This is a genomic window from Photobacterium aphoticum, assembly GCF_001029435.1.
In the GTDB taxonomy this organism is placed as follows: domain Bacteria; phylum Pseudomonadota; class Gammaproteobacteria; order Enterobacterales; family Vibrionaceae; genus Photobacterium; species Photobacterium aphoticum.
In genome coordinates, this window is record NZ_LDOV01000001.1 from 1 (window position 1) to 23,813 (window position 23,813).

16 protein-coding genes are annotated in these 23,813 nt (G+C 50.9%); 9 read left to right on the forward strand and 7 right to left on the reverse strand.

Translation table 11 applies throughout. The features are described 5' to 3' along the window. Positions 1-159: 159 nt before the first annotated feature. A complete protein-coding gene (locus tag ABT58_RS00005) occupies positions 160-636 on the reverse strand; it encodes a methylated-DNA--[protein]-cysteine S-methyltransferase (RefSeq protein ID WP_047872309.1) in 477 nt (158 codons plus the stop codon). Positions 637-799: 163 nt separating this feature from the next. Here ABT58_RS00005 and rimJ point away from each other — a divergent pair, with 163 nt between their 5' ends. After that, a complete protein-coding gene (gene rimJ / locus ABT58_RS00010; protein ID WP_047872484.1) occupies positions 800-1,384 on the forward strand; it encodes a ribosomal protein S5-alanine N-acetyltransferase in 585 nt (194 codons plus the stop codon). A 135-nt stretch (positions 1,385-1,519) separates the two neighbouring features. Here the strand turns inward: rimJ and cydC are convergent, their stop codons facing one another. From cydC to ald, 4 genes are all read right to left on the reverse strand, one after another. Continuing rightward, positions 1,520-3,241: a heme ABC transporter ATP-binding protein/permease CydC gene (gene cydC, locus ABT58_RS00015; protein WP_047872310.1), complete on the reverse strand. Its 1,722-nt coding sequence runs from the start codon at positions 3,239-3,241 to the stop codon at positions 1,520-1,522. Next, complete coding sequence (gene cydD, locus ABT58_RS00020) at positions 3,234-5,006, reverse strand: heme ABC transporter permease/ATP-binding protein CydD (protein WP_047872311.1); 1,773 nt, start codon at positions 5,004-5,006, stop codon at positions 3,234-3,236. The genes cydC and cydD overlap by 8 nt, the downstream gene beginning before the upstream one ends. Positions 5,007-5,087: 81 nt before the next feature. After that, positions 5,088-6,050, reverse strand: coding sequence for a thioredoxin-disulfide reductase (trxB, locus tag ABT58_RS00025; RefSeq protein WP_047872312.1), 963 nt, complete (start codon positions 6,048-6,050; stop codon positions 5,088-5,090). A gap of 209 nt (positions 6,051-6,259) precedes the next feature. Beyond that, positions 6,260-7,381: an alanine dehydrogenase gene (ald, locus tag ABT58_RS00030; protein ID WP_047872313.1), complete on the reverse strand. Its 1,122-nt coding sequence runs from the start codon at positions 7,379-7,381 to the stop codon at positions 6,260-6,262. Positions 7,382-7,536: 155 nt separating this feature from the next. On the opposite strand from ald, the gene lrp reads away from it, so the two are divergent. The 6 genes from lrp (at position 7,537) to ABT58_RS00060 (ending at position 17,677) form a co-directional block, all read left to right on the forward strand. After that, entirely contained in the window at positions 7,537-8,031 is a 495-nt protein-coding gene (lrp, locus tag ABT58_RS00035; RefSeq protein ID WP_036832575.1) for a leucine-responsive transcriptional regulator Lrp, read from the forward strand. Between the two features lie 470 nt (positions 8,032-8,501). Continuing rightward, positions 8,502-12,281, forward strand: coding sequence for a DNA translocase FtsK 4TM domain-containing protein (locus ABT58_RS00040; RefSeq protein WP_047872314.1), 3,780 nt, complete (start codon positions 8,502-8,504; stop codon positions 12,279-12,281). Between the two features lie 121 nt (positions 12,282-12,402). Then, positions 12,403-13,002: an outer membrane lipoprotein periplasmic chaperone LolA gene (gene lolA, locus ABT58_RS00045; protein WP_476704008.1), complete on the forward strand. Its 600-nt coding sequence runs from the start codon at positions 12,403-12,405 to the stop codon at positions 13,000-13,002. A 78-nt stretch (positions 13,003-13,080) separates the two neighbouring features. Further along, positions 13,081-14,421 (forward strand): replication-associated recombination protein A, encoded by a 1,341-nt coding sequence (locus ABT58_RS00050; protein WP_047872315.1) that lies wholly within the window; start codon positions 13,081-13,083, stop codon positions 14,419-14,421. 127 nt (positions 14,422-14,548) lie between these two features. Continuing rightward, positions 14,549-15,856, forward strand: coding sequence for a serine--tRNA ligase (gene serS, locus ABT58_RS00055; RefSeq protein WP_047872316.1), 1,308 nt, complete (start codon positions 14,549-14,551; stop codon positions 15,854-15,856). Between the two features lie 447 nt (positions 15,857-16,303). Further along, complete coding sequence (locus tag ABT58_RS00060) at positions 16,304-17,677, forward strand: YjiH family protein (protein WP_047872317.1); 1,374 nt, start codon at positions 16,304-16,306, stop codon at positions 17,675-17,677. Between the two features lie 119 nt (positions 17,678-17,796). On the opposite strand, the gene ABT58_RS00065 is transcribed toward ABT58_RS00060, so the two are convergent. Both ABT58_RS00065 and metG read right to left on the reverse strand, forming a co-directional pair. After that, positions 17,797-19,149 carry a dicarboxylate/amino acid:cation symporter gene (locus ABT58_RS00065; RefSeq protein WP_047872318.1) on the reverse strand — a complete coding sequence of 451 codons (1,353 nt, stop codon included), beginning with the start codon at positions 19,147-19,149 and terminating at the stop codon, positions 17,797-17,799. Between the two features lie 478 nt (positions 19,150-19,627). Then, positions 19,628-21,679, reverse strand: coding sequence for a methionine--tRNA ligase (gene metG, locus ABT58_RS00070; protein ID WP_047872319.1), 2,052 nt, complete (start codon positions 21,677-21,679; stop codon positions 19,628-19,630). 182 nt (positions 21,680-21,861) lie between these two features. Here metG and apbC point away from each other — a divergent pair, with 182 nt between their 5' ends. Both apbC and udk read left to right on the forward strand, forming a co-directional pair. Further along, a complete protein-coding gene (gene apbC / locus ABT58_RS00075) occupies positions 21,862-22,938 on the forward strand; it encodes an iron-sulfur cluster carrier protein ApbC (protein WP_047872486.1) in 1,077 nt (358 codons plus the stop codon). A 195-nt stretch (positions 22,939-23,133) separates the two neighbouring features. Next, positions 23,134-23,778, forward strand: coding sequence for a uridine kinase (udk, locus tag ABT58_RS00080; RefSeq protein ID WP_047872320.1), 645 nt, complete (start codon positions 23,134-23,136; stop codon positions 23,776-23,778). The last annotated feature ends 35 nt before the right edge of the window (positions 23,779-23,813 follow it).

A 23,813-nucleotide genomic window follows, 5' to 3' on the forward strand; every position in this document is an offset into this window, starting at 1 on the left:
CCAAGGGTTGTTAAGAAAAAAACCTGTAGATACCCAAGAAAAAACAATGCCGTTCACCTTAAGTGAACGGCATTAGGCTATCGCGCCTTCCTTTTTTTATGCCTGTTGCTCAGGATTCACGCTGCGAGTTTAGTGTTGTGCTGATTCCCTCCGCACTGATTAGCGCAAGGTCACTTCACCGCTTTCTAAGGCGTGCAGTTGATTGATCAATGTGTGGCCGTAACGGCTACTTAACTGGGCTTCTGTCGCAGAGGCGACGCGATGGCAGGGAATGAAAAAAGGAATAGGGTTGACGTTTTTCGCCATACTCACCGCCATGATGGCACAGGGATGGGCAATGTGTTCGGCAATTTGCTGATAAGAACGGAGACTGTTATACGGGATTTCGGTGAGTGCCTGCCAGACTTGGCGTTGGAAGTCGGTGCCCTCAGGCGCGAGGGGAACGGTAAAGACTTTGCGTTGACCGCTCAGGTATTCGGCCAGTTGGGTGATGTACGGAGACAGAAATTGCGGATCATGTTGCCACTGGGCATTGGGGGTAAAGCCTGCACTGGCGATGAGCAGTTGCCGTAATCCTTGTTCGTCGGCGAGAAGATAAATCTTTCCTAAGACTGAATCGAGCGAGTCATAGTACATAGTGTTCACTGTCGGTTGGTATGGCTGCGGGAAGATTAAGTATATCAATGATAGCTGATGTGTTGATGAATAGGATGAGGTTTAAAGGCAACAAGTTAATAGTCAATGACGTAGGCCTATGCTAACGTCATTTTATCAAGGACAGTTATAGGATCATTGTGTGCTGTTTCATTCCATCATTCACCGTTCAACGCGCATCGATATTGGCGATTGCTATGTGCGTTTGATTACCGAAAAAGATGTGGCGGCGATTACTGCCTATTACCAGCGCAATCGTGATTATCTGCAGCCGTGGGAGCCGTTACGTGATGAAGGCTTTTTTACCGAATATGGCTGGGATCAACGTCTCGATCAGATCTTGAAATTGCATAAGCATAAACTGGCTTACTATTTTGTGATTCAGCCAAAACACAGTGACGAGATTTGTGGAGTGGTGAATTACAGTAATCTCGTCCGTCATCCCTTCCATGCGTGTCATGTGGGGTATTCGATTGATGAGCGTTATCAAGGCTTGGGGATCATGGGACGGGCCTTGGCGGCTGCCAATCAATGGATGTTTGAGGATCAATCCTTCCACCGCATTATTGCCGCGTACATGCCGCGCAATGAAAAGAGTGCGGCTGTGCTGCGCAAATGTGGTTTTGAGATTGAAGGCACGGCCAAAGACTATTTGCTGATTAATGGTCGCTGGGAAGATCATATCCTGACCGCGTGCCTGAATGCGTCTTGGACGCCGCCCATCAATTAATTAAAGTCAATGTAAGTGTGGAGCGAGAGCCATTATCGCTCATCATCACTCATGAGCATCAAGCATAAAAAAACGAGCGCCGAAGCGCTCGTTGTTGTTTTTGTCTGTGACGTGCAAGGTGTCGCTAACTCGCGACTAGATACGATGCCACAGCTCGGCGTAACGACCACCTTGTGACAACAGGGCGGTGTGCTGACCGTGTTCGATGATTTGTCCTTCGTCCATTAGGCAGATCTGATCCATCTTATCCAGACCGACCAAACGGTGAGTAATGAACAAGACGGTTTTGTCTTTGGCGTGTTCCAGCAGCAGCGACATAATTTGCTGCTCGGTACGGCGGTCAAGCCCTTCTGTCGGTTCATCCATCAGCAGGATAGGCGCATCGTGCAGCAGGGCACGGGCAATACCGATGCGGCGACGTTCACCCCCAGACAGCTGACGGCCCCCTTCACCCAACCACGTATCCAGACCTTGTCCATCCAACAGGCTGGCCAGTCCCACTTGTTCCAACGCATGACGGAAAGTTTCGTCATTGCCGTCCGGTTTGGCCAGCAGCAAGTTTTCACGCAACGAACCGTTGAACATGTCGACACGTTGGCTCACCACCGTGATGGCATCGCGCAATGCGGCTTCCTGCCACTGTGGTAGCGGTACGCCATCCAGCAGGATTTGGCCTTGCTGTGGATCCCAGTTACGGGTCAGCAATTGCAGTAAGGTCGATTTACCGCAGCCGGTACGGCCAAGCAGCGCGACTTTTTCACCCGCCTTGAGTGACAGAGACACATCACGCAGTACGGCGTTATCACTGCCGTAGTAGGTGTAGCTGATGTTTTCAATCGCAATCTCACCTTTAGCGGCTTGTGCGTGACCGTTCGGATTAAACGGGGTATCTGGCGTGGCTTCAATGATTTCGTTCAAGCGACGAGCTGAGGTCAGGGTTTGTCCCAAGTACTGGAAAGCACCTGCAACGGGCATCATCAACTCAAAGCTCGCCATGGTTGCAAAGGCGACCATTGCTACGAAGGGATCCGGCATCTGGCCGTTGATACCATCAGCGGCTAACCAGGTGATCAAAACCAATGTCCATCCGGTTGATGCCATCAAAATGGCATTGGCAAGGCCGGTTAGATTCGCCATGTTGCGCTGTGCTGCCAGCAGGCTTTCCTGTTCGTTCAGGGCGGCTTGGTAGTAGCGATCTTCGGCGTTAAACAGCAACAGCTCAGCGTGGCCTTGAATCCAATCCAGCAGCGTGACGCGGTAGTTCGCTTTGGCATGGGTAAGAGCCGCACCGTGACGTTTACCCAGATGGTAGAATAGCGCCGGCAAGCTCAGCATTAATGCCAGCAAAATCGCACCCAACGTCAGGCCGATAGCCATATCAAACCAGGCCAGGAAGGCGGTGATGGATACCAGACCAATCACACCGATCACCAACGGGCTGATCAGACGTAAATAGACGTGATCCATCGCATCCACATCGGCGACCAAGCGGTTAAGCAGATCCGCATCACGCAGGTTCGCCTGGCGGCCCGGGATCAACGGGGTCAGTTTGCGGAAGAAGAATAGACGCAGATCGGCCAGCAACTTAAAGGTTGCATTGTGGCTGACCACGCGCTCACCCCAACGCCCTGCGGTACGGGCCATCGAGAAGCCACGCACGCCGGCACCCGGCAGCATGTAGTTGAAGGTTTCACGGGCAATGGTCAGGCCCGCGACGGCGGAAGCGGCAATGAACCAGCCAGACAGCGTCAGCAAGCTCATGGCCGCCAGCAAGGTCGCCAGACCCAGCAGCATACCCAGTGTCAGGCCGAACCAATGTTTACGATACAGTTTGATGTAAGGGATTAAATCACGCATCGAGATCCCTCTTGTCAGTGTGTGCCAACATATCGGCCAGCAGGCCTTCGTGGCGAATGTGTTCAAAGCGGCCGTTTTGGACCAGTTTACCGTTTTCCAGCACCAGTACACGATCCATGCCAGCTAATTGGTCGAGACGGTGGCTGACCATCAGGGTCGTTTGACCTGCCACTGCGTGTTTCAGGCTGTCCAGCACCAGATGCTCGCTGTTGGCATCCAAGCTGGCAGTCGGTTCGTCCAGCAGCCAGAACGCGCCGTTTTGCAGCATGGCACGGGCTACCGCCACACGTTGTGCCTGACCCACAGACAGACCGCTGGCGCGATCGCCGATAGGGTGCAGATAACCGTGTTCAAGACGTTGAATAAACTCGTCTGCATAGGCTTGTTTGGCCACTTGCTGGACATGCTTATCGGTGGCAAGCGGGTTACCCAATGTGATGTTGTCACGGACGGTACCGTGCAACAGCAATGGGTTTTGACCGACCCAGCTGATCGCCTGACGCCACTGGCTGTGATCCAACTCGCGCAGTTCAACACCATTGATTTTCAGGCTGCCACGGTAGGGCAAGAAACCGAGTAGGGCATTGAGCAGGCTGGTTTTACCGGCACCACTTGGGCCAACCAGTGCCACTTGCTCATGAGCGGCAATCGAGAAACTCAGCGGGCCCGCCAGGACATGGCCTTCAGGACTCAGCACTTCCAGTTCTTCCACATCAATGCGGATAGTTTCTGGTGAATCAAGGTTTTTCTCGCCCTGATCCATGGTGTCTGCTTCGGTATTCAGAAACTCAACGATGGTTTCTGCCGCACCAATGGCTTGCGCTTTGGCGTGGTAGAATGTACCTAGATCGCGCAGTGGTTGGTAAAATTCCGGCGCCAGCACCAGCACAAACAGGCCGGTAAACAGGGTGATAGGCAGGCCGTAGTGACCAAAGTTCAATTCACCAATGAACGCGAAACCGAAGTAAACGGCAATGATCGCCACGGAAATGGCAGAGAAAAACTCTAAAACGGCGGAAGACAAAAATGCCATGCGCAGCACTTCCATGGTGCGCTTACGCAACACTTCAGAGGCTGCGTGCAGGTTTTCTGCTTCGGCTTCTGCACGGTTAAACAGACGCAGGGTCGTTAAGCCTTGCAGGCGGTCATAGAAATGGCCAGACAGGCGTTGCAGAGCTTTAAAGTTACGACGGTTGGCATCGGCGGCACCCAAGCCCACCAGAGCCATAAAGACCGGGACAAGCGGCGCGGTGACCAGGAAGATCAAACCTGCTGCCCAGTTCAGCGGGAAGACAGCCACCAGAATCACGACCGGTACCAGCACCGCAATCGACATTTGAGGAATATAGCGGGCGAAGAAGTCCTGCATTTCCTCGACTTGTTCCAGTACCAGACTGGCCCACACACCGGCAGGTTTGCCTTTGATGTACGCAGGCCCTAATTGTTGCAGGCGCTGTAGAATGAGTTGGCGAATGTGCAGACGGATCTGTTCACCGCAGCGATAGCCGAAGATTTCCCGTCCCCAGCTGCACAAGGCGCGTAGACCGACCACCACAAAGAGGCCGACGAAGCTGCTGACGAGTTGATATTTGTCGGTATGTTCGATGATCAGCTGATGCAGAATGTGAGCGAGCAACGCGGCTTGCCCCACCAACAACACCCCTGACAGGAAACCCAGTCCGACACTGAGCATTAACCAGCGTTTCGCCAGTTTGCTCTGTGATTTTAACCAACGGGTTAAATCACGTTGTAGTTGTTTATCCATATAAAAACTTGCGCTGCGTTTGCATAAAGCAGGTAAATGAAGGCGATAAAAATGGCCACTCAGAGGAGTGGCCGGCAATCATTATTGTTGTTCTTCTAGCGCGTCCAGGTAGCGCTCTGCATCCAGTGCGGCCATACAGCCAGTACCGGCAGAGGTGATAGCCTGACGGTAAGTATGGTCCATCACATCACCCGCTGCGAAGATACCTTCTACGCTGGTTTGTGTGGCGTTACCGTTGGTGCCAGACTGCACTTTCACGTAACCGTTGTGCATCTCTAGCTGGCCTTCAAAGATAGCGGTATTTGGCTGGTGGCCAATCGCGATAAAGGCACCCATCACTTCAAGCGTTTCCGTGGCATCAGACTGGGTGTCTTTAATGCGTACAGCAGTCACACCCATGTCATCACCCAGCACTTCGTCAAGCGTACGGTTGGTGTGAAGAATGATGTTGCCGTTTTCCACTTTGTCCATCAGGCGTTTGATCAGAATTTTCTCTGAACGGAATGTGTCACGACGGTGGATCAGGTGAACTTCAGCGGCAATGTTAGACAGGTAAAGCGCCTCTTCAACAGCGGTGTTACCGCCGCCAACCACGGCCACTTTCTGGTTGCGGTAGAAGAAACCGTCACATGTCGCACAAGCGGATACGCCACGGCCTTTGAATAGCTCTTCAGATTCCAGCCCCAGGTATTTCGCTGATGCACCTGTTGCGATGATCAATGCATCACAGGTGTATTCGCCGCTGTCGCTTTTCAGACGGAATGGACGTTGAGTAAAATCCGTTTCGCTGATGTGGTCAAAGATGATTTCAGTTTCAAAACGCTCGGCGTGCGCTTTCATGCGCTCCATCAAGCCCGGACCTGTCAAGCCTTCCGCATCGCCTGGCCAGTTTTCCACTTCAGTGGTCGTTGTTAGCTGGCCGCCTTGTTGCATGCCAGTGATCATGACTGGTTGAAGGTTAGCGCGCGCGGCATAAACAGCTGCGGTGTAGCCAGCAGGACCAGAACCAAGGATGAGCAGTTTACAGTGTCTTACGTTACTCATTACTTCTCCAGGCTGAGATGAGATTATTATCATGTAGAGGGTGATTGTAGGTAAATTGGGTCGCTATTGAAAGGACATTTCATAGTAGGGTCTGCGTGAGAATGGGCGACATGCAGTGGGCGAATAGGGCGATCAAAGACAATAAAAATGCATATTTTTTATCTTAATTTATTATAAGTAATTATATTTAGTTATAGATTATGCAACATTTAGTGCATGCTCAGTGCCACCGTTGGACGGGTATAGTGGAGGTCAAAATGGGTGGCAATCGCCTTATTCGTGACCTTACCATGGATTAAATTCATACCATTTAAGAATCCCTCGTCGTCCATGAGGGCTTTTTTGTATCCTTTATTAGCAATCGCTTTTATGTACGGTAAGGTGGCGTTACTTAGTGCAAAAGAGGCCGTTCTGGCGACGGCGCTGGGCATATTGGGCACGCAATAGTGCACGATATTATCAACGAGGTATGTCGGTTGTGAATGGGAGGTCGGACGAGAGGTTTCAAAGCATCCGCCCTGATCAATCGAGACATCGACCAGCACGGAGCCGGGTTGCATCATGGGAAGGTGGTCGGCCGTCAGCATCATCGGCGGCGTGGCATTGGGGCTGCGTACAGCACCCACGATAATATCGGCCCTAGAGACCAGTTTATCAATGGTTTCATGGGTGGCGTAGAGCAGGGTGACTTGTCCGGCGAACTCCCGATCTAAGGCCGCTAAGGTGGCTAAATTGTTGTCGAGTAGAGTGACCTCAGCCTGCCACCCGAGTGCCATACGCGCCGCATTGGCGCCTACCATACCGCCCCCTAAGATGACAATACGGGCGGCTTCTACACCGGGGACACCACACACTAATAAGCCTTTCCCACCATGAGAATGCTCTAGGCTTTGTGCCCCTGCTTGGATAGACATTCTACCGGCGATCGCTGACATAGGGGCCAGTAATGGGCATTTGCCTAGGGAATCGGTCACGGACTCATAGGCAATACAGATAGCTTTGCTGTCGATGAGGGATTTCGTCTGTGTAATATCCGGTGCAAGGTGGAGATAGGTGAATAAAATTTGCCCGCGAGAAAGCATAACTCTTTCTTCTGTCTGGGGCTCTTTTACTTTGACAATCATCTCTGATCTGGTAAAAACTTCTTTAGCGTTAGAAATAATTACCGCGCCAGCGTTTTTATAGTCAGCGTTAGAAAACCCAATGGCGACACCCGCCTGGGTTTCAATCAGCACCTGATGACCGAGCAGGGTGAGCTCACGAACACAATGCGGGACCAGTCCCACGCGCTCTTCGTATGCTTTGATTTCTTTGGGTACACCAATGATCATCCTACGCGCCCCTTGGCATCGAGTCTGATTGTCTATTGACAAGGATGTGAATGCAGATCTACTGCAGTATAGTTTGACTACAAGAGTATTTGATTCTAAAAATTAGAAAGTTGTAGTATATTTTTTTGCAAGGAAGTAAGAAGGTGGAATAAAAAATGGTAGATACCAAGAAAAAACCATCCAAGGAATTGGATCGTATTGACCGTAACATACTGAATGAACTTCAAAAAGACGGTCGTATTTCAAACGTTGAACTGTCTAAGCGTGTTGGTCTGTCTCCAACACCGTGTCTTGAGCGTGTACGTCGTCTGGAACGTCAAGGTTACATCAGCGGCTACACCGCGCTGTTGAACCCACAGTATCTGGATGCGTCGCTACTGGTTTTTGTTGAAATCACACTGAACCGTGGTGCGCCGGATGTGTTTGAGCAGTTCAACAAGTCGGTACAAGAGTTGGAAGACATTCAAGAGTGTCACTTGGTGTCTGGCGACTTCGACTACCTGCTGAAAACCCGTGTATCTGATATGTCTGCATACCGTAAGCTGCTAGGGGAAACCCTTCTGCGTCTGCCGGGTGTGAACGATACGCGTACTTACGTGGTAATGGAAGAAGTGAAGCAGACCAACAATCTGGTGATCAAAACCCGTTAATTCGATTTTTCAGTATGCAGCACTCCATCAAGCGGCCAGTAGTAAGCCGCTTGATTTGTTTTTGTATCCTGGAAAGTTTGCCGTCTTTTCCCGCATATTGCCCATTCACCTCACAGAGGGGTGAAAATTCACCAACTCTTTACCTTCCAGCCGTCCTTCAATGGCAAAAATAACCTGTATTTAGTATAAGATAAGGCATTGGTTCGGTTTACGGCTCTGCACTGGCACAGACAGTGTGTGAACAGTAAACAGAGGATTGTTTTATCCGCGTCTGGCCAACTGCTTTGCGTATTATCATCACAACAGACGTCATGCAGAGTATTCAGGCACACTGGGGAAAGATGTTTACCCATCACAGTAAGTAATGGTGTCCTCTTGAGTGAGGCATTATTTACTACGATGGCTACTCATCTCATCCTGCGCGACAACCACGTTAGACGTTCATCTTATTTGTTACATCGGAGTGTTTTTTGAGGACAATTAAGGGCAAGAAGCAGCCCAAATCACGCCTTTCTGGCGGGCAGCGTTTACTGGAAAGCTTTTTGATTTTCGGTGTGCTGACCGCGATTTTCATCACCGTTGCGTTACTGAGCTTTGATCCTGCCGATCCGTCTTGGTCACAAACCGCATGGGAAGGGCCAGTACAGAATAAAGCCGGGGCACTGGGTGCCTTAGTGGCCGATACCTTATTATTTACCCTGGGCTCGTTAGCTTATTTGTTGCCAGCGGTGATTTTGCTGACAACGTGGATTTTGTTCCGCCGTCGTGCACAGCCATTGAAACTGGATTACATGATCTATGGCACCCGTTTATTGGGGCTGTTGGTGTTGTTTGTCACCAGTTGCGGTCTGGCCGATTTGAACTTTGATGACATCTGGTATTTCTCCTCCGGTGGGGTGATCGGTGACGTGGTTGCCAATATGGCCTTGCCACTGTTTAACCTGCTGGGTGCCACCTTGGTACTGATGTTTGTCTGGGCGGTCGGTTTTACTCTGTTTACCGGCATTTCCTGGCTGACCATTGTCGATACCCTGGGTGAGTCTTTCCTTGGCGGTTCGGCGTGGCTATTGAATAAAGTCCGTTCAGACAAATCTGAAACGCTGACGCCATTTGCGGCTGATATTCCGGATGAAGAACAAACGGCATTCGGTAAGCACTTGGCGCAACAACAGATGGCGGTAGAGCAAGAAGCCGATGCGGATGACATCCTATTGGCATCAAGCAGCCGTATTGAGATTGTGCGCCCAGGACAAAGCCGTGATGCCTTTGCGACCCGCCAAGAGCCACAATTTGCGGCAGAGCCGACAGTCCCTGCGCAACCGGTGCCAGCGTCGGCAGCGGCACCAGAAGAACGCGTTGAGCCAATCATTGTGCGTGCAGAGCGTCAACGTCAGGTGCAAGCGATGGAGCCTGCGATAGCGCAAGCACAAACACAAACACCTGTACAACCTCAGGCCGCCTCACCGGCTCAAACGCAACCGGTACATGCCCAACCTGCCGCTGCTCAGCCGACGATTGCAGAGCCAGCTACTGCACAGCCAGCAGTGACAGCAGATCAGCAACAACCAGTCACCGCACAGTCGGTGGCAACACAAGCCGCACAGGCATCTGCGGCTCAGACACCTGTCGCACACACCGTACCGTCATCAGCTGCTGCTGTAGCGCCAGTTGCGGCCATGACTGCAGCGGCAACAGTGGCAAGTGCACCGGCACAAGCGGCGATGGCCGCGCAATCTGCAGCTGCATCGGTTGTTCCTGCTGATATGTCAGCACCACAAGTATCGGTTTCAGAGCCTGCGCCAGACGTGATGGCAGCATTGGCTCCTGAAACGGTTGCTCAATCTGGCATTTCTGCTGCTCAGCAGCCGCAAACGCCACCGTCAGTACCAGAGACGGATGCTTCTCATGCGATGGCGCCTGAATCTGAGAGCATGGTGGTGGAAACCGTACCGCGTCAGGCACAGGGCATGACCATTGAAGAGCTAGAGCGTGCACTGGATCTGGATGAAGATTTCACCGTAGATGCGATGGCTAACCCAGCACAAGCAGACGAGACGTTCTCTCCAGCGTCGCAGCCTGTCTCTCAACCGGTATATCAACCAGCACCTCAGTCTGCGTCTCATATGGCACCGCAGTCAGAGGCTGTTTCTGCGTCTACCGCACCGGCAATGACGCCGGCGGAGCAGGCCTTTACACCAGCCGAGAGCACGCCAGCGTGGGAAGAGGATGAAACGCCGTGGGACGATGAGCCTGCAGAGCACTATTCATCTTCTGTTCATACCGCATCCGCTACAACAGAGACGGTGGTGATGCAGCCTGAAATGGCAAACCCTGATATGCCAATCTCTGAAATGGCAAACCCAGAAATTCCAAACAGTGGTTTGCAGGGCAGTGTGGCACCGCGTTTTGATGCGCTGGACGACGAAGACATGTTTGACGGCAATGCTGGCGATGATTATGCACATAATACGCCAGTCGCGCCGGCTCAGACGACACCGGTTCACGCGCCATATACCGCGCCTGTATCTGCACCGCAGGTTGAACCGCATGCGATGGAAATCGGTGTACATGACGGCATGTCGGAACTGGATCGCGCACAGCAAGGCGTACCGTCAACCGATGACGATGATGGCCTGAGCGATGAAGAAGCGTTCCTGAAGAAAATCCGCGACGCGCAGAAGGCACAAGCCCATGCCGCAGGACTGGATAACCCGTTCTTGATGCGTCGTGATGAAGATTTACCGGTTCCAACCAGCCCGATGCCGACGCTCGATCTGCTGGCACCTGCGAAACAAAATGTTGAGCCGGCCAGTGAAGAAGAGTTGAAGCGCACAGCAATGCTGGTGGAATCCAAACTGGCGGATTACAAGATCAAAGCCAAGGTGGTGGGTGTGTATCCGGGGCCGGTGATCACCCGTTATGAGCTTGATTTGGCGCCGGGTGTGAAAGTCAGCCGTATTTCTGGTCTGGCGAAAGATTTGGCCCGTGCTTTGTCTGCCTCGGCGGTACGTGTGGTGGAAGTGATCCCAGGTAAACCGTATATCGGTCTGGAACTGCCTAACGTGAACCGTGAAACCGTGTACATGTCGCAAGTGGTGGCGAGTGATAACTTCCAGCACAAGAACAGTGCATTGCCGATTGTATTGGGCTACGACATTGCCGGTGAAGCCGTGGTGGCAGATCTGAGTAAGATGCCACACTTGCTGGTCGCCGGTACAACCGGTTCCGGTAAGTCGGTCGGTGTGAACGTGATGATCCTAAGCTTACTGTATAAGTGTAAGCCGGAAGATTGTCGCTTCATCATGATTGACCCGAAAATGCTGGAATTGTCGATTTACGAAGGCATTCCGCATTTGTTGACCGAAGTGGTAACCGACATGAAAGACGCCAGCAATGCGCTGCGTTGGTGTGTGGGTGAAATGGAGCGTCGTTACAAGCTGATGGCGGCAGTAGGTGTACGTAACCTGGCGGGCTTCAATGCCAAACTGGAAGAAGCGGCGGCTGCAGGCTACCCGATTCACGATCCATTGTGGCGCCCGGGTGACAGCATGGATGAATTCGCGCCATTGTTGGAGAAAATGCCAAGCATTGTTGTGATCGTCGATGAGTTTGCCGACATGATGATGGTTGTAGGTAAGAAGGTCGAAGAGCTGATCGCCCGTTTGGCACAGAAAGCCCGTGCGGCCGGTATTCACCTTGTGCTGGCGACGCAGCGTCCATCGGTGGATGTGATCACCGGTTTGATTAAGGCGAACATTCCAAGCCGTATGGCGTTTACCGTGTCGACCAAAACCGACTCCCGTACCATTTTGGACCAAGGTGGCGCGGAATCCTTGCTGGGCATGGGTGATATGTTGTACCTGCCAGCAGGTCAGAACCACCCAATCCGTGTTCACGGTGCGTTTGCGTCAGATGATGATGTACATAACGTGGTGAACGATTGGAAAGCGCGAGGTAAGCCACAATATATTGAGGGCATCCTGGAAGAAGATCAGGGCTCGGATGGCTTGCTACCGGGTGAAACTCCGATTGCGAGCGATGACGATTTGGATCAGTTGTTCGATGAAGTTGCGGCCTTTGTGGCGGAAACTCGCCGAGGCTCCGTGTCTGGGGTGCAGCGTAAATTTAAGATTGGTTACAACCGTGCCGCGCGTATTGTGGAACAATTAGAAGCGCATGGCATTGTGAGTCCTCCGGGTCACAACGGTAACCGTGAAGTGTTGGCGCCGCCGCCTGTTGGGCGTGATTAACGCTTTTCTCAAGAAACAGACGTCATAAACGTGATACAGCGTTAATGCTATGAACGCGCCAGTGTGTTAAAGCACTGGCCTTCAACCAAAAAGGTTTAAAACAATGATGAAAAAAGTGGTAATGAGCGTGTTACTGGCTGCGCCAATGTTGTTCGCCACACAAGCTTGGGCCAACCCACAGCAAGAACTGAGCACTCGTTTAGGTAAAGTGAATGCCTTCAGTGCGGACTTCAAACAGACGGTGATCAGCCCGGATGGTGATGTGCTGGTGGAAGGGGAAGGTGATGTGTCTATTAAGCGTCCGAACCTGTTCCGCTGGAATACCGAAACACCGGATGAAAACGTACTGATTTCGGACGGCAAGACCTTGTGGTACTACAGCCCGTTCATTGAGCAAGTGACCGCCATGTGGCTGAAAGATGCCACTGAGCAAACCCCGTTTGTGTTGCTGACCCGTAACAGCGCTGCGGATTGGCAGCAGTACAATGTTGCCCAAACGGCAGATACCTTCACCCTGACGCCAAAAAGTGGCGCATCTTCAATGGGTAAGTTTGTTGTGACCGTGGCGAAGAGCGGTGATGTGCGTGGCTTTAGTGTGATTGAGCAAGACGGCCAGCGCAGTAACTTTATCTTCAGCAAATTTACCAAGCAGATCCCGGCGGCTTCACAATTTAGCTTTGTACCGCCAAAAGGGGTGGAATTGGACGATCAGCGCCAGTAAGGTACATAACTCGTCTCGGACTTGGATTATTAGGTGGCAGCATAATGCCACCTATTTTCGTTTATAGGAGTGGTTATTTTGAATAACTTCAGCCTCGATTTTTCTTCTGATTTTCGCCCGTTAGCGGCCCGTATGCGTCCGCGTACGATTGAAGAATATATCGGTCAGCAACACATTCTTGCCGAGGGAAAACCGCTGCGACGCGCGTTGGAAGCCGGCCATTTGCATTCCATGATCCTATGGGGACCACCGGGTACAGGGAAAACCACGCTGGCTGAAGTGGCCGCCCATTATGCCAATGCCGAAGTGGAACGCGTGTCTGCCGTGACTTCGGGCGTGAAAGATATTCGCGCGGCGATTGATAAAGCCCGTGATAACAAAATGGCCGGACGCCGAACCATTTTGTTTGTGGACGAGGTGCACCGTTTCAATAAAAGTCAGCAAGATGCCTTCTTGCCACACATTGAAGACGGCACAGTGACTTTCATTGGTGCCACCACGGAAAACCCGTCTTTTGAGCTGAACAACGCATTGTTGTCCCGTGCCCGTGTGTACAAGCTAAAATCCCTCGACAATGACGAAGTGCTCGCGGTGTTGGATCAGGCGCTGGCAGATCCGGAGCGTGGCGTGGCAGAGACCAATTTGGTGTTTGTGGATAACGTCAAAGCCCGTCTGGCAGAGCTGGTCAACGGCGATGCGCGCATGTCGCTGAACTACCTTGAGCAGTTGATCGACATGGCGGAAGAAGATGCACAGGGCAACAAGCAAATCACTTTGGCACTGTTGGCGGAAGTGGCGGGCGAGAAAATCACCCGTTTCGATAACAAAGGCGATTTGTGGTACGACATGATTTCGGCCGTGCACAAGTCAATCCGTGGTTCGAGCCCGGACGGGGCGTTGTACTGGTTTGCACGTATGCTGCAGGCAGGGTGCGATCCTTTGTACGTGGCACGCCGATTGTTGGCGATTGCCTCAGAAGATATCGGCAATGCGGATCCGCGTGCCATGCAGGTGGCCGTATCGGCGTGGGATTGTTTTACCCGTGTCGGCGCCTACGAAGGTGAGCGTGCTATTGCCCAGGCCATTGTGTATTTGGCCAGCGCACCGAAAAGCAATGCGGTGTACACCGCCTTTAAGCAGGCGAAAATGGATGCGGCAAATCACCCGGATTATGAAGTGCCTCATCATTTGCGTAATGCGCCGACTAAACTGATGAAGGAATTGGGCTACGGGCAAGAATACCGTTACGCCCATGACGAACCAGGTGCGTATGCGGCCGGCGAGTGCTATTTCCCACCTGAATTGGCCGGAACCCGATACTACCAGCCAACAAACCGGGGTTTGGAAATTAAAATTGCCGAAAAGTTAGAGTATCTTGCTTCATTAGATGCAAAAAGCACTTTAAAGCGCTATCAATAATAGGGCTTTTTGGGTATTGTTGACCCATAAGCGTTAGGTTACCTAACGCCTTCTGAATTAAAAATTATTTAGCCATCAAATTGACTAAATAATGTGCATTTTAGAACATTATGAGCACAGGATTAGCATGCTAGATTCTAAATTACTTCGTACTGAGCTGGACGCAACAGCCGAAAAATTAGCGCGCCGTGGTTTCACTCTTGATGTAGAGCTACTACGTTCCCTAGAAGAAAAGCGTAAGGACCTTCAGGTTAAAACTGAAGACCTTCAGGCACTGCGTAACTCGCGATCGAAGTCCATCGGTCAAGCGAAAGCGAAGGGCGATCACGAAGAAGCCGAGCGTATCCTTGCTGAAGTGGGTAACCTAGGTACTGAACTGGATGACGCGAAAAAAGCCCTTGCTGCGCTTCAGCTAGAGCTAGACGCGATCACGCAAACCGTACCAAACGTACCGGATGAGTCTGTACCTTTCGGTAAAGATGAGAACGACAACGTTGAAGTACTACGCTGGGGTACACCTAAGCAGTACGACTTCGAAGTGAAAGACCACGTTGACCTAGGCGAAATGGGTGACGGTCTGGACTTCGCAAGTGCGGTTAAAATCACTGGCGCACGTTTCATCGTGATGAAAGGTCAGTTTGCTCGCCTGCACCGTGCAATTGCACAGTTCATGCTGGATCTACACACTGACGAGCACGGTTACACAGAAATGTACGTACCGTACCTAGTGAACGCAGACAGCCTGTTTGGTACTGGTCAGCTACCGAAGTTCGGTGCAGACCTGTTCCACACTCAGCCGCTGACTGAAAAAGTGAACGACGAAGAGCCACGTACACTGTCTCTGATCCCAACAGCAGAAGTGCCAGTAACGAACCTGCTTCGTGACACTATCTCTGAAGAAGCGGATCTGCCAATCAAGATGACAGCGCACACACCATGTTTCCGTTCTGAAGCGGGCTCTTACGGTCGTGATACTCGCGGTCTGATCCGTATGCACCAGTTCGACAAAGTAGAATTGGTTCAGATCACTCGCCCTGAAGATTCAATGGCGGCACTGGAAGAACTGACTGGCCATGCTGAGAAAGTACTTCAGTTGCTAGAACTGCCATACCGTAAGGTTGTACTGTGTACAGGTGACATGGGCTTCGGTTCAGCGAAGACTTACGATCTTGAAGTGTGGGTACCAGCACAAGAAACGTACCGTGAAATCTCTTCATGTTCTAACATGTGGGACTTCCAGGCGCGTCGTATGCAAGCGCGTTTCCGTCGTAAAGGCGAGAAGAAACCTGAGTTGGTTCACACACTGAACGGTTCTGGTCTAGCGGTTGGCCGTACTATGGTCGCTATCCTAGAAAACAACCAGGAAGCTGATGGTCGCATCATGATCCCTGAAGTACTACGTAAGTACATGGGTAACGCGACACACATCGGTTAATCCCGGCACTGATACTCAAAACCCAGCCACATGGCTGGGTTTTTTTATGCCTGCAATTTCTCTGTGGGGTGAGAGGTGCGGGGGCGAGACATGGTGAAGTGTCGGGAATATGCGCTTAGGCAAGGCGTGTGGAGGTTGAATGGTTATTGGATGTCATTGACGTCAAAGACGATGCGGTGTCTATGGTATGTAGAATATAAGGTATGCAGAATAAAGGGATAATATCGAAACAGCATAAATGGGTGGTTATGGGGCGATTTGGCTGTATCTTATTGAATAATGCATCATGGGTTGATGTTGTGTGAATTAGTATTCGTTTTTTGTGATTATTTTTTCTTTATGTATTGCGTGCGGCAGGATTGTCGATATAATGAGCTCAATAAGGAATTATGCACTTTTTCCGAAGTTTTAGTCATAACAAGATTTAATCATTCAGAGAGAAGTAGGATGACGGATACTGTACTTGCCCAAGAAACCCATAAGACCAGCCGGAACATGCTGATGTTCGCGATTCCATCCATGCTGGGTCTGTTCTTTTTCCTTGCCCCGCTAAGCGTGAACGGTGACTTTACCTTTCCGTTGGCCTTGATGGCGAAAAGCTTCAAGAGCCTGATGGGGGAAGCATTGCTGCCAACAGTGGCATCAGTGATTTGTTTGTCTGCCGTGTTGTCGCTGGCTGCCAGTGTGGCGAAACCGCGTTTTGTGATGGACTCATCGCTGCTGACTCGCCTGTTCGTATTGACACCGACCTGGTTGGTTATCCGTGGCTTGGGTGCCCTGTTCACGGTATTGGCACTGTATCAAGTTGGCCCTGAAGTGATCTGGAACGGTAACACCGGTGGTTTGGTGCTGAATGATTTGCTGCCATCGCTGTTTGTCACCTTTTTCTTTGCTGGCCTGCTACTCCCTCTTCTGCTCAATTTTGGCCTGCTTGAACTTCTTGGTACCCTGATGAGTAAATTCATGCGCCCGGTGTTCCGTCTACCTGGTCGTGCGGCGATTGACTGTATTTCATCATGGTTAGGTGATGGCACGGTTGGGGTTATTCTGACCAGTAAGCAGTACGAACAAAAGAAATACACGGCCCGTGAAGCAGCTGTTGTGGCGACCATGTTCTCACCGGTCGGTATCTCTTTCTCGCTGGTGGTACTGACGCAGGTCGGCTTGGCGAATTACTTCGTGCCATTCTACTTGTCGATTTGTTTATCGGGTGTCGCGGCAGCCATCATCATTCAGTACCTGCCACCATTAAGCTACAAAAAAGATCTGTACATTGATGGTACTGCGCCAAACCGTGATGAAGAGTTGGTACCGGAAGGTCAGACAGCCATGCAGTTTGGTATGCACCTTGCCCTGAAACGTGCGAGCGGCGTTAACAGCCTAGGCGCAGTAGCGAAAGAAGGTTTCCATAACTCACTGGACATGGTGTTGGGCGTACTGCCGGTAGTGATGGCTATCGGTACCCTCGGCTTGGTTGTGGCAGAAACCACACCGCTGTTCTCACTGCTGGGTGCGCCGTTTGTACCATTGCTAGAGTTGCTGCACGTAGCTGAAGCGCAAGCGGCTGCGCAGACGGTATTGGTGGGTTTCACGGATATGTATGTGCCATCGATTATCGCAGCTTCCACCATTGATACAGAGATGACAAAATTTGTGGTAGCGGCATTGTCAGTAACACAGCTGATTTTCATGTCAGAAACGGGTTCGGTGATTCTGAGCAGTAAAGTACCAGTGAACTTCTTTGAACTGGTGGCGATCTTCCTACTACGTACGTTGATCACTCTGCCTATTATTGTGATGGTTGCTCACTTAATTTTCTGATTCGGTCGTTGAGATAATCGATCGACAGTATCCAAATACTAACAATAACAACGTTTCGCTTCCTGCTGGCCACCCACTTGGGTGGCCTTTTTTGTGGATGAAAGGGGAGGATGAGGGTTTTAACTCGCGTTATCTGTGTTTGGACGTAAATCAGGACGCAATTGTGGATGAGAATCCGGACGCAGATGCACTTCTTCTTCCTGCTCACCCGCATGCGGGTCATTAAAGCGCTCACGATCGAGAGCCCCTTCGCTGTTAGCCACAATACAGGTCACGCAGCTGTCACCGGTGATATTCACGGCAGTGCGGATCATATCCAGCAAGCGGTCGACACCCATGATTAAAGCAATCCCTTCTACCGGCAGACCGACTTGGTTTAAGACCATCGCCAGCATGATCAGTCCCACCCCTGGCACACCTGCTGTACCGATAGAGGCCAGTGTGGCGGTCATGATCACAGCCAGGTAATCACTCATGCTCAGGTCAATGTTAAATGCCTGCGCAATGAAGGCGGTCGCTACCCCTTGCATAATGGCCGTGCCGTCCATGTTGATGGTGGCACCCAGTGGCACAGTGAAAGAGGCGATACGGTTTTTCACGCCCATGCGCGTCGTTGCCGTTTCCATGGTCACAGGAATGGTGGCATTCGATGACGCGGTAGAAAACGCGAACATGATGGCATCTTCCATTTTCTTCAAGAACAGTATCGGGCTTAAACCGGTAAAAATCTTAAACAGCGAGCCGTACACCAGCATGCCGTGCAGGAGCAAGGTCCCTGACAGAACCAGGAAGTAGCCTAGCAGGTTGAAAATGGCATCCAGACCTAAGCCACTAAACAGTTTGGCCATCAGGAAATAGACCCCGAATGGCGCGATGTTCATCAGCAATGTCACCAGCTTCATGATGACTTCGTTCAGGTCAGCAAAGATAGCCGCGACACGTTCACCGGCTTTGCCTGCGGTACTGATGGCAACACCAAACAGCAGGGCAAACACGATGATTTGCAGGGTGTTGCCGTTCGCCATCGCGCTGATCGGGTTAGTCGGGAACATGCCGATAATCACTTGTCCCAGTGACGGGGCTTCTTTGGCGGCAAAAGTGGTCGCCGCGCTCAGGTCTGCGCCTGCACCCGGCTGAAAGAGATTGCCCATGACCAATGCCAGAGTGATCGCAATGGCAGTGGTGGTCAGGTAAAACGCCAAGGTTTTTCCACCCAAGCGGCCCAGTGTGCTGATGTCTTTTAGGGTACTGGTTCCACAGACTAAGGAAACAAAGACCAGTGGCACTACCAGCATCTTCAGGCTGGCAATGAAAATAGCCCCACCGACTTCAAACAACCCATTCACGATGTAGTCGTAGACGAAACCGGTTTCAGAAAAGAGAGAGCGGATCAAAAAACCACTCAAAATGCCGAGTACCATGCCGAGGATCACTCGGCCCGTCAGTGACATTTTTTTCTGTTGTGTTTGCATGAAATTAATACTCCTTATCGTTTCACTCTCTGTAAAGCGTCCACCAGAGAGGCGAGGCAGAGTAGCAATAGGTAGACGGAAAACGCGAGACTTAAGCCGGAGTATTCAAAAAAGGTATGAGTGTGATCACATTTTCTTCGCCCGCTAAGCAGCTGAAAATCAGGATTGTTAACTGTTTGCTAACATTTGGTCGGTTTTGTGCTGGTTTTTTCAGCTATTTTGGCGGTTTTACGAAAAAATAGCACTATTTTGTCACAATTGACGTGCTGAGGAGAGGAGGGAGTCAGAGGGAGATAACAGCAAGAAAGTGGGTATCTTGTTGTCATGCGGTGAAATTTTCTGCCTCACTCTTAAAAGAATAAGCATGCAGAAGAAATGTTATTTTGATGCACAAGGTATGGGTAACGACCACAAAAAAGGGCTCCGAAGAGCCCTTTTGGTCAGCGATGTTAACCTGCAGTCGGTCAACACAGCGGTATTACATTACACGCATACCTGGTTTTGCGCCTTCGTGTGGCTCAAGGATCCAAAGATCTTTGCCACCCGGGCCAGCAGCCAGGATCATGCCTTCAGACATGCCGAACTTCATCTTACGTGGTTTCAGGTTAGCCACAACGACCGTCAGTTTACCGACAAGGTCTTCTGGGTTGTAAGCAGCTTTAATGCCTGAGAATACCTGACGCATTTCACCACCGATGTCCAACTGGAACTTCAGTAGCTTGTCAGCTTTAGGCACAGATTCGCAAGATACGATCTTCGCAATACGTAGATCCACTTTCGCAAAATCGTCAAATTCGATTTCTGCTTCAATTGGCTCTTTGCTTAGCTCAGTTTCAGTTTTCGCGGCTTCTGCTTGTTCTTTTGCTGCCATTTCTGCCGCTGCATCTTCTTTAGATGCTTCGATCATCGCTTCAACGTGCTTAGGATCGATACGGTTGAACAGGGCTTTGAACTTCGTTACTTCGTGGTCAGTCAGAGGCTGTGCAATGCCTTCCCACGTCAGTGTTTCATTCAAGAACGCTTCAGTACGCTCAGCCAGGTTTGGCATTACAGGCTTCAGGTAAGCCATCAGTACGCGGAACAGGTTGATACCCATAGAGCAGATTTCTTGTAGCTCTTGGTCTTTACCTTCTTCCTTCGCCACAACCCATGGTGCTTTTTCATCAACGTACTGGTTCGCTTTGTCAGCCAGTGCAGTGATTTCACGGATAGCACGGCCGAATTCGCGTGATTCGTACAGGCTGCCGATACGCTCAGCAGCAGCAACGAATTCTGCGTATAGCTCAGGCTCAGAACACTGTGCAGACAGTTTGCCGTCGAAACGCTTAGCAATGAAGCCGGCGTTACGAGAAGCCAGGTTGACAATCTTGTTCACGATGTCGCTGTTCACACGTTGTGTGAAGTCTTCAAGGTTCAGGTCAAGATCGTCAATGCGGCTGTTTAGCTTCGCCGCGTAGTAGTAACGTAGGCACTCAGGATCCAAGTGCTGCAGGTAAGTGCCTGCTTTTACGAAGGTGCCTTTTGATTTCGACATCTTCGCACCGTTTACTGTCACATAACCGTGAACGAATACGTTGCTTGGCTTACGGAAACCGGCACCGTCCAGCATGGCTGGCCAGAATAGGCTGTGGAAGTACACGATATCTTTACCGATGAAGTGGTAAAGCTCAGTGCTGCTGTCTTGGTTCCAGAACTCGTCAAAGTTCAGGTCATCGCGCTTATCACACAGGTTCTTGAATGAGCCCATGTAGCCGATTGGCGCGTCCAGCCATACGTAGAAGTACTTGTTGGTTTCGCCAGGGATCTCAAAGCCGAAGTAAGGTGCATCGCGAGAGATATCCCACTGCTGCAGACCCGACTCGAACCATTCCTGCATTTTGTTTGCAGTCTCGTCCTGAAGCGCACCAGATTTGGTCCATGCTTTTAGCATTTCTTCAAACTGAGGCAGGTCGAAGAAGAAGTGCTCAGAATCTTTCATCACTGGTGTCGCACCAGAAACGGCAGATTTCGGGTTGATCAAATCTGTTGGGCTGTAGGTTTCGCCACAGTTATCACAGTTGTCACCGTACTGATCTTCGGCCTTACACTTAGGACACGTACCTTTTACGAAACGGTCTGGTAGGAACATTTCTTTCTCAGGGTCAAACAGCTGAGAAATGGTACGGCTCGTGATGTAGCCTTTTTCTTTCAATTGCGTGTAGACAAACGAGGCCAGCTCACGGTTCTCATCAGAGTGTGTGCTGTGGTAGTTGTCAAAGCTAATGTCGAAGCCAGCAAAGTCAGCCTGGTGCTCTTTGCTCACTTCCGCAATCATTTGCTCAGGATCCATACCCATCTGCTGGGCCTTAAGCATGATTGGAGTACCGTGTGCGTCGTCTGCACAGATGAAATGAACTTCGTTGCCACGAAGGCGCTGATAGCGCACCCAGATATCCGCTTGTACATGCTCAAGCATGTGACCCAAGTGGATAGAACCGTTAGCGTACGGTAGGGCGCAGGTCACCAGAATTTTTCTTGGATTTGCAGCCATAATGTCTTGTTTCGCTCATGATGGGTAATAAAAACGTAGCTTTAGATACTACCTGATGGACAGCGTATTGCCTAGGAGGATCTGTGGATATTCACGGCAAATAGAAAGCGATAGTGCGGCATTGGTGATAGGATGAAAAGAAAGTACAAAAATGGAGCGCTAAAACCATGCGTAGTGACTCAATGACCCGCTTTGAATGCGTGGCAGATATTACCCGATGGCTTAACCAGTTTGAGCATCCTTGGCTGCATCATGAATGGGCGGATACCCCGAATGTGGTGTCGGTCGCCGCTGATGGCACGTTATCAATCACGTTGCCATTCGCTGCGAATACCGTGGCGGAGTTGCTTGAGCAATGGGTGATTGCGCAAAAACAGCAGCATTATGTGGCGAGCGATCTGAATGTGGCGATCCGTTGCCGTGTTGCACCATTGGCGACGGGTGACAAAACGCCCTTGCGTGGGGTGAAGAATATTGTGGTGGTGAGTTCGGCCAAAGGGGGCGTGGGTAAATCCACCACCTCGGTGAACTTGGCACTGGGGTTACAAGCGCAAGGCGCTAAAGTCGGTCTGCTGGATGCGGACATTTATGGCCCGTCAGTGCCGATGATGCTGGGCACCGTTGATGAAAAGCCGGTGTCTGCGGACGGCAAAATGATGATGCCGATTGAATCGTGTGGCTTATATACCAACTCCGTGGGGTATTTGGTACCGGCTGACAGCGCGACCATTTGGCGTGGTCCGATGGCATCGAAAGCCTTATCACAAATCATTACTGAAACCTGGTGGCCGGATCTGGATTACCTGGTGATCGACATGCCACCGGGTACCGGGGATATTCAGCTGACGTTGGCGCAACAAATTCCGGTGACTGGCGCTGTGGTGGTGACCACGCCGCAGGATCTGGCGCTGGCGGATGCCATTAAAGGCGTGAGCATGTTCCATAAAGTGGATGTGCCGGTATTGGGTGTGGTGGAAAACATGAGCTATCACATTTGTAGCCAGTGTGGTCATCATGAGCCGATTTTCGGTACCGGTGGTGCAGCGCGCATGGCGGAAGAGTATGCGGTGCCGTTGCTGGCGCAGTTGCCGTTGCATATCAAAATTCGTGAAGATATCGACAACGGTAAGCCAACGGTGGCGGCTTCACCGGACTCAGAACAGGCACAAGCTTACATTCAATTGGCCGGTGCGGTGGCCAGTCGTTTGTATTGGCAGGGTACGCCTGTGACTGAGCAGATCACAATTCGTACAATGTAAACCTTTGCCTAATGGTTTACTGATGAGTTTGTGAACAAACGTGGCAGATGTCTCATTTTTGCTGGCATCTGCCGTTACATCTGCCTATAATCAGGCGGTTTATTTATACCTATTCGTATAATTGTCGGCGATGGTTCATCCTGACAATTAACCGGTTTTCCACCAAGCCACGTTGTTTTACAGGTGCTTTCTGATATGTCTGAAACTTCACACCAATGCGTAATTATCGGTATTGCAGGTGCTTCTGCTTCCGGTAAAAGTTTGATTGCCAGTACTGTTTATAAAGAATTAAAAGAAAAAGTTGGCGATCACCAGATCGGTGTTATCACAGAAGATTGTTACTACAACGATCAAAGTCACCTGAGCATGGAAGACCGTGTTAAGACTAACTACGATCATCCAAATGCATTGGACCACGATCTATTGTGTGAGCATCTAGAGATGCTGATGCAGGGTAAAGCGGTTGAAGTACCTCAGTACAGCTACAGCGAACACACCCGTATGACAGAAACTACCACGATGACACCGAAAAAAGTGATCATTCTGGAAGGTATCCTGCTACTGACTGATCCGCGTCTGCGTGATCTGATGCACGCGAGCGTGTTCATGGACACGCCATTGGATATCTGTCTGCTTCGTCGTCTACAGCGTGATGTGGCTGAGCGTGGCCGTACGATGGAATCTGTACTGAAGCAGTACCAGAAGACCGTACGCCCAATGTTTATGCAGTTCATCGAACCGTCTAAGCAATACGCTGACATCATCGTACCTCGCGGCGGTAAAAACCGTATCGCGATTGATGTCCTAAAAGCGCACATCGCAAAACTGCTACGCGGTTAATCTTCAAAAGGCTGACACTCTGTCAGCCTTTTTTG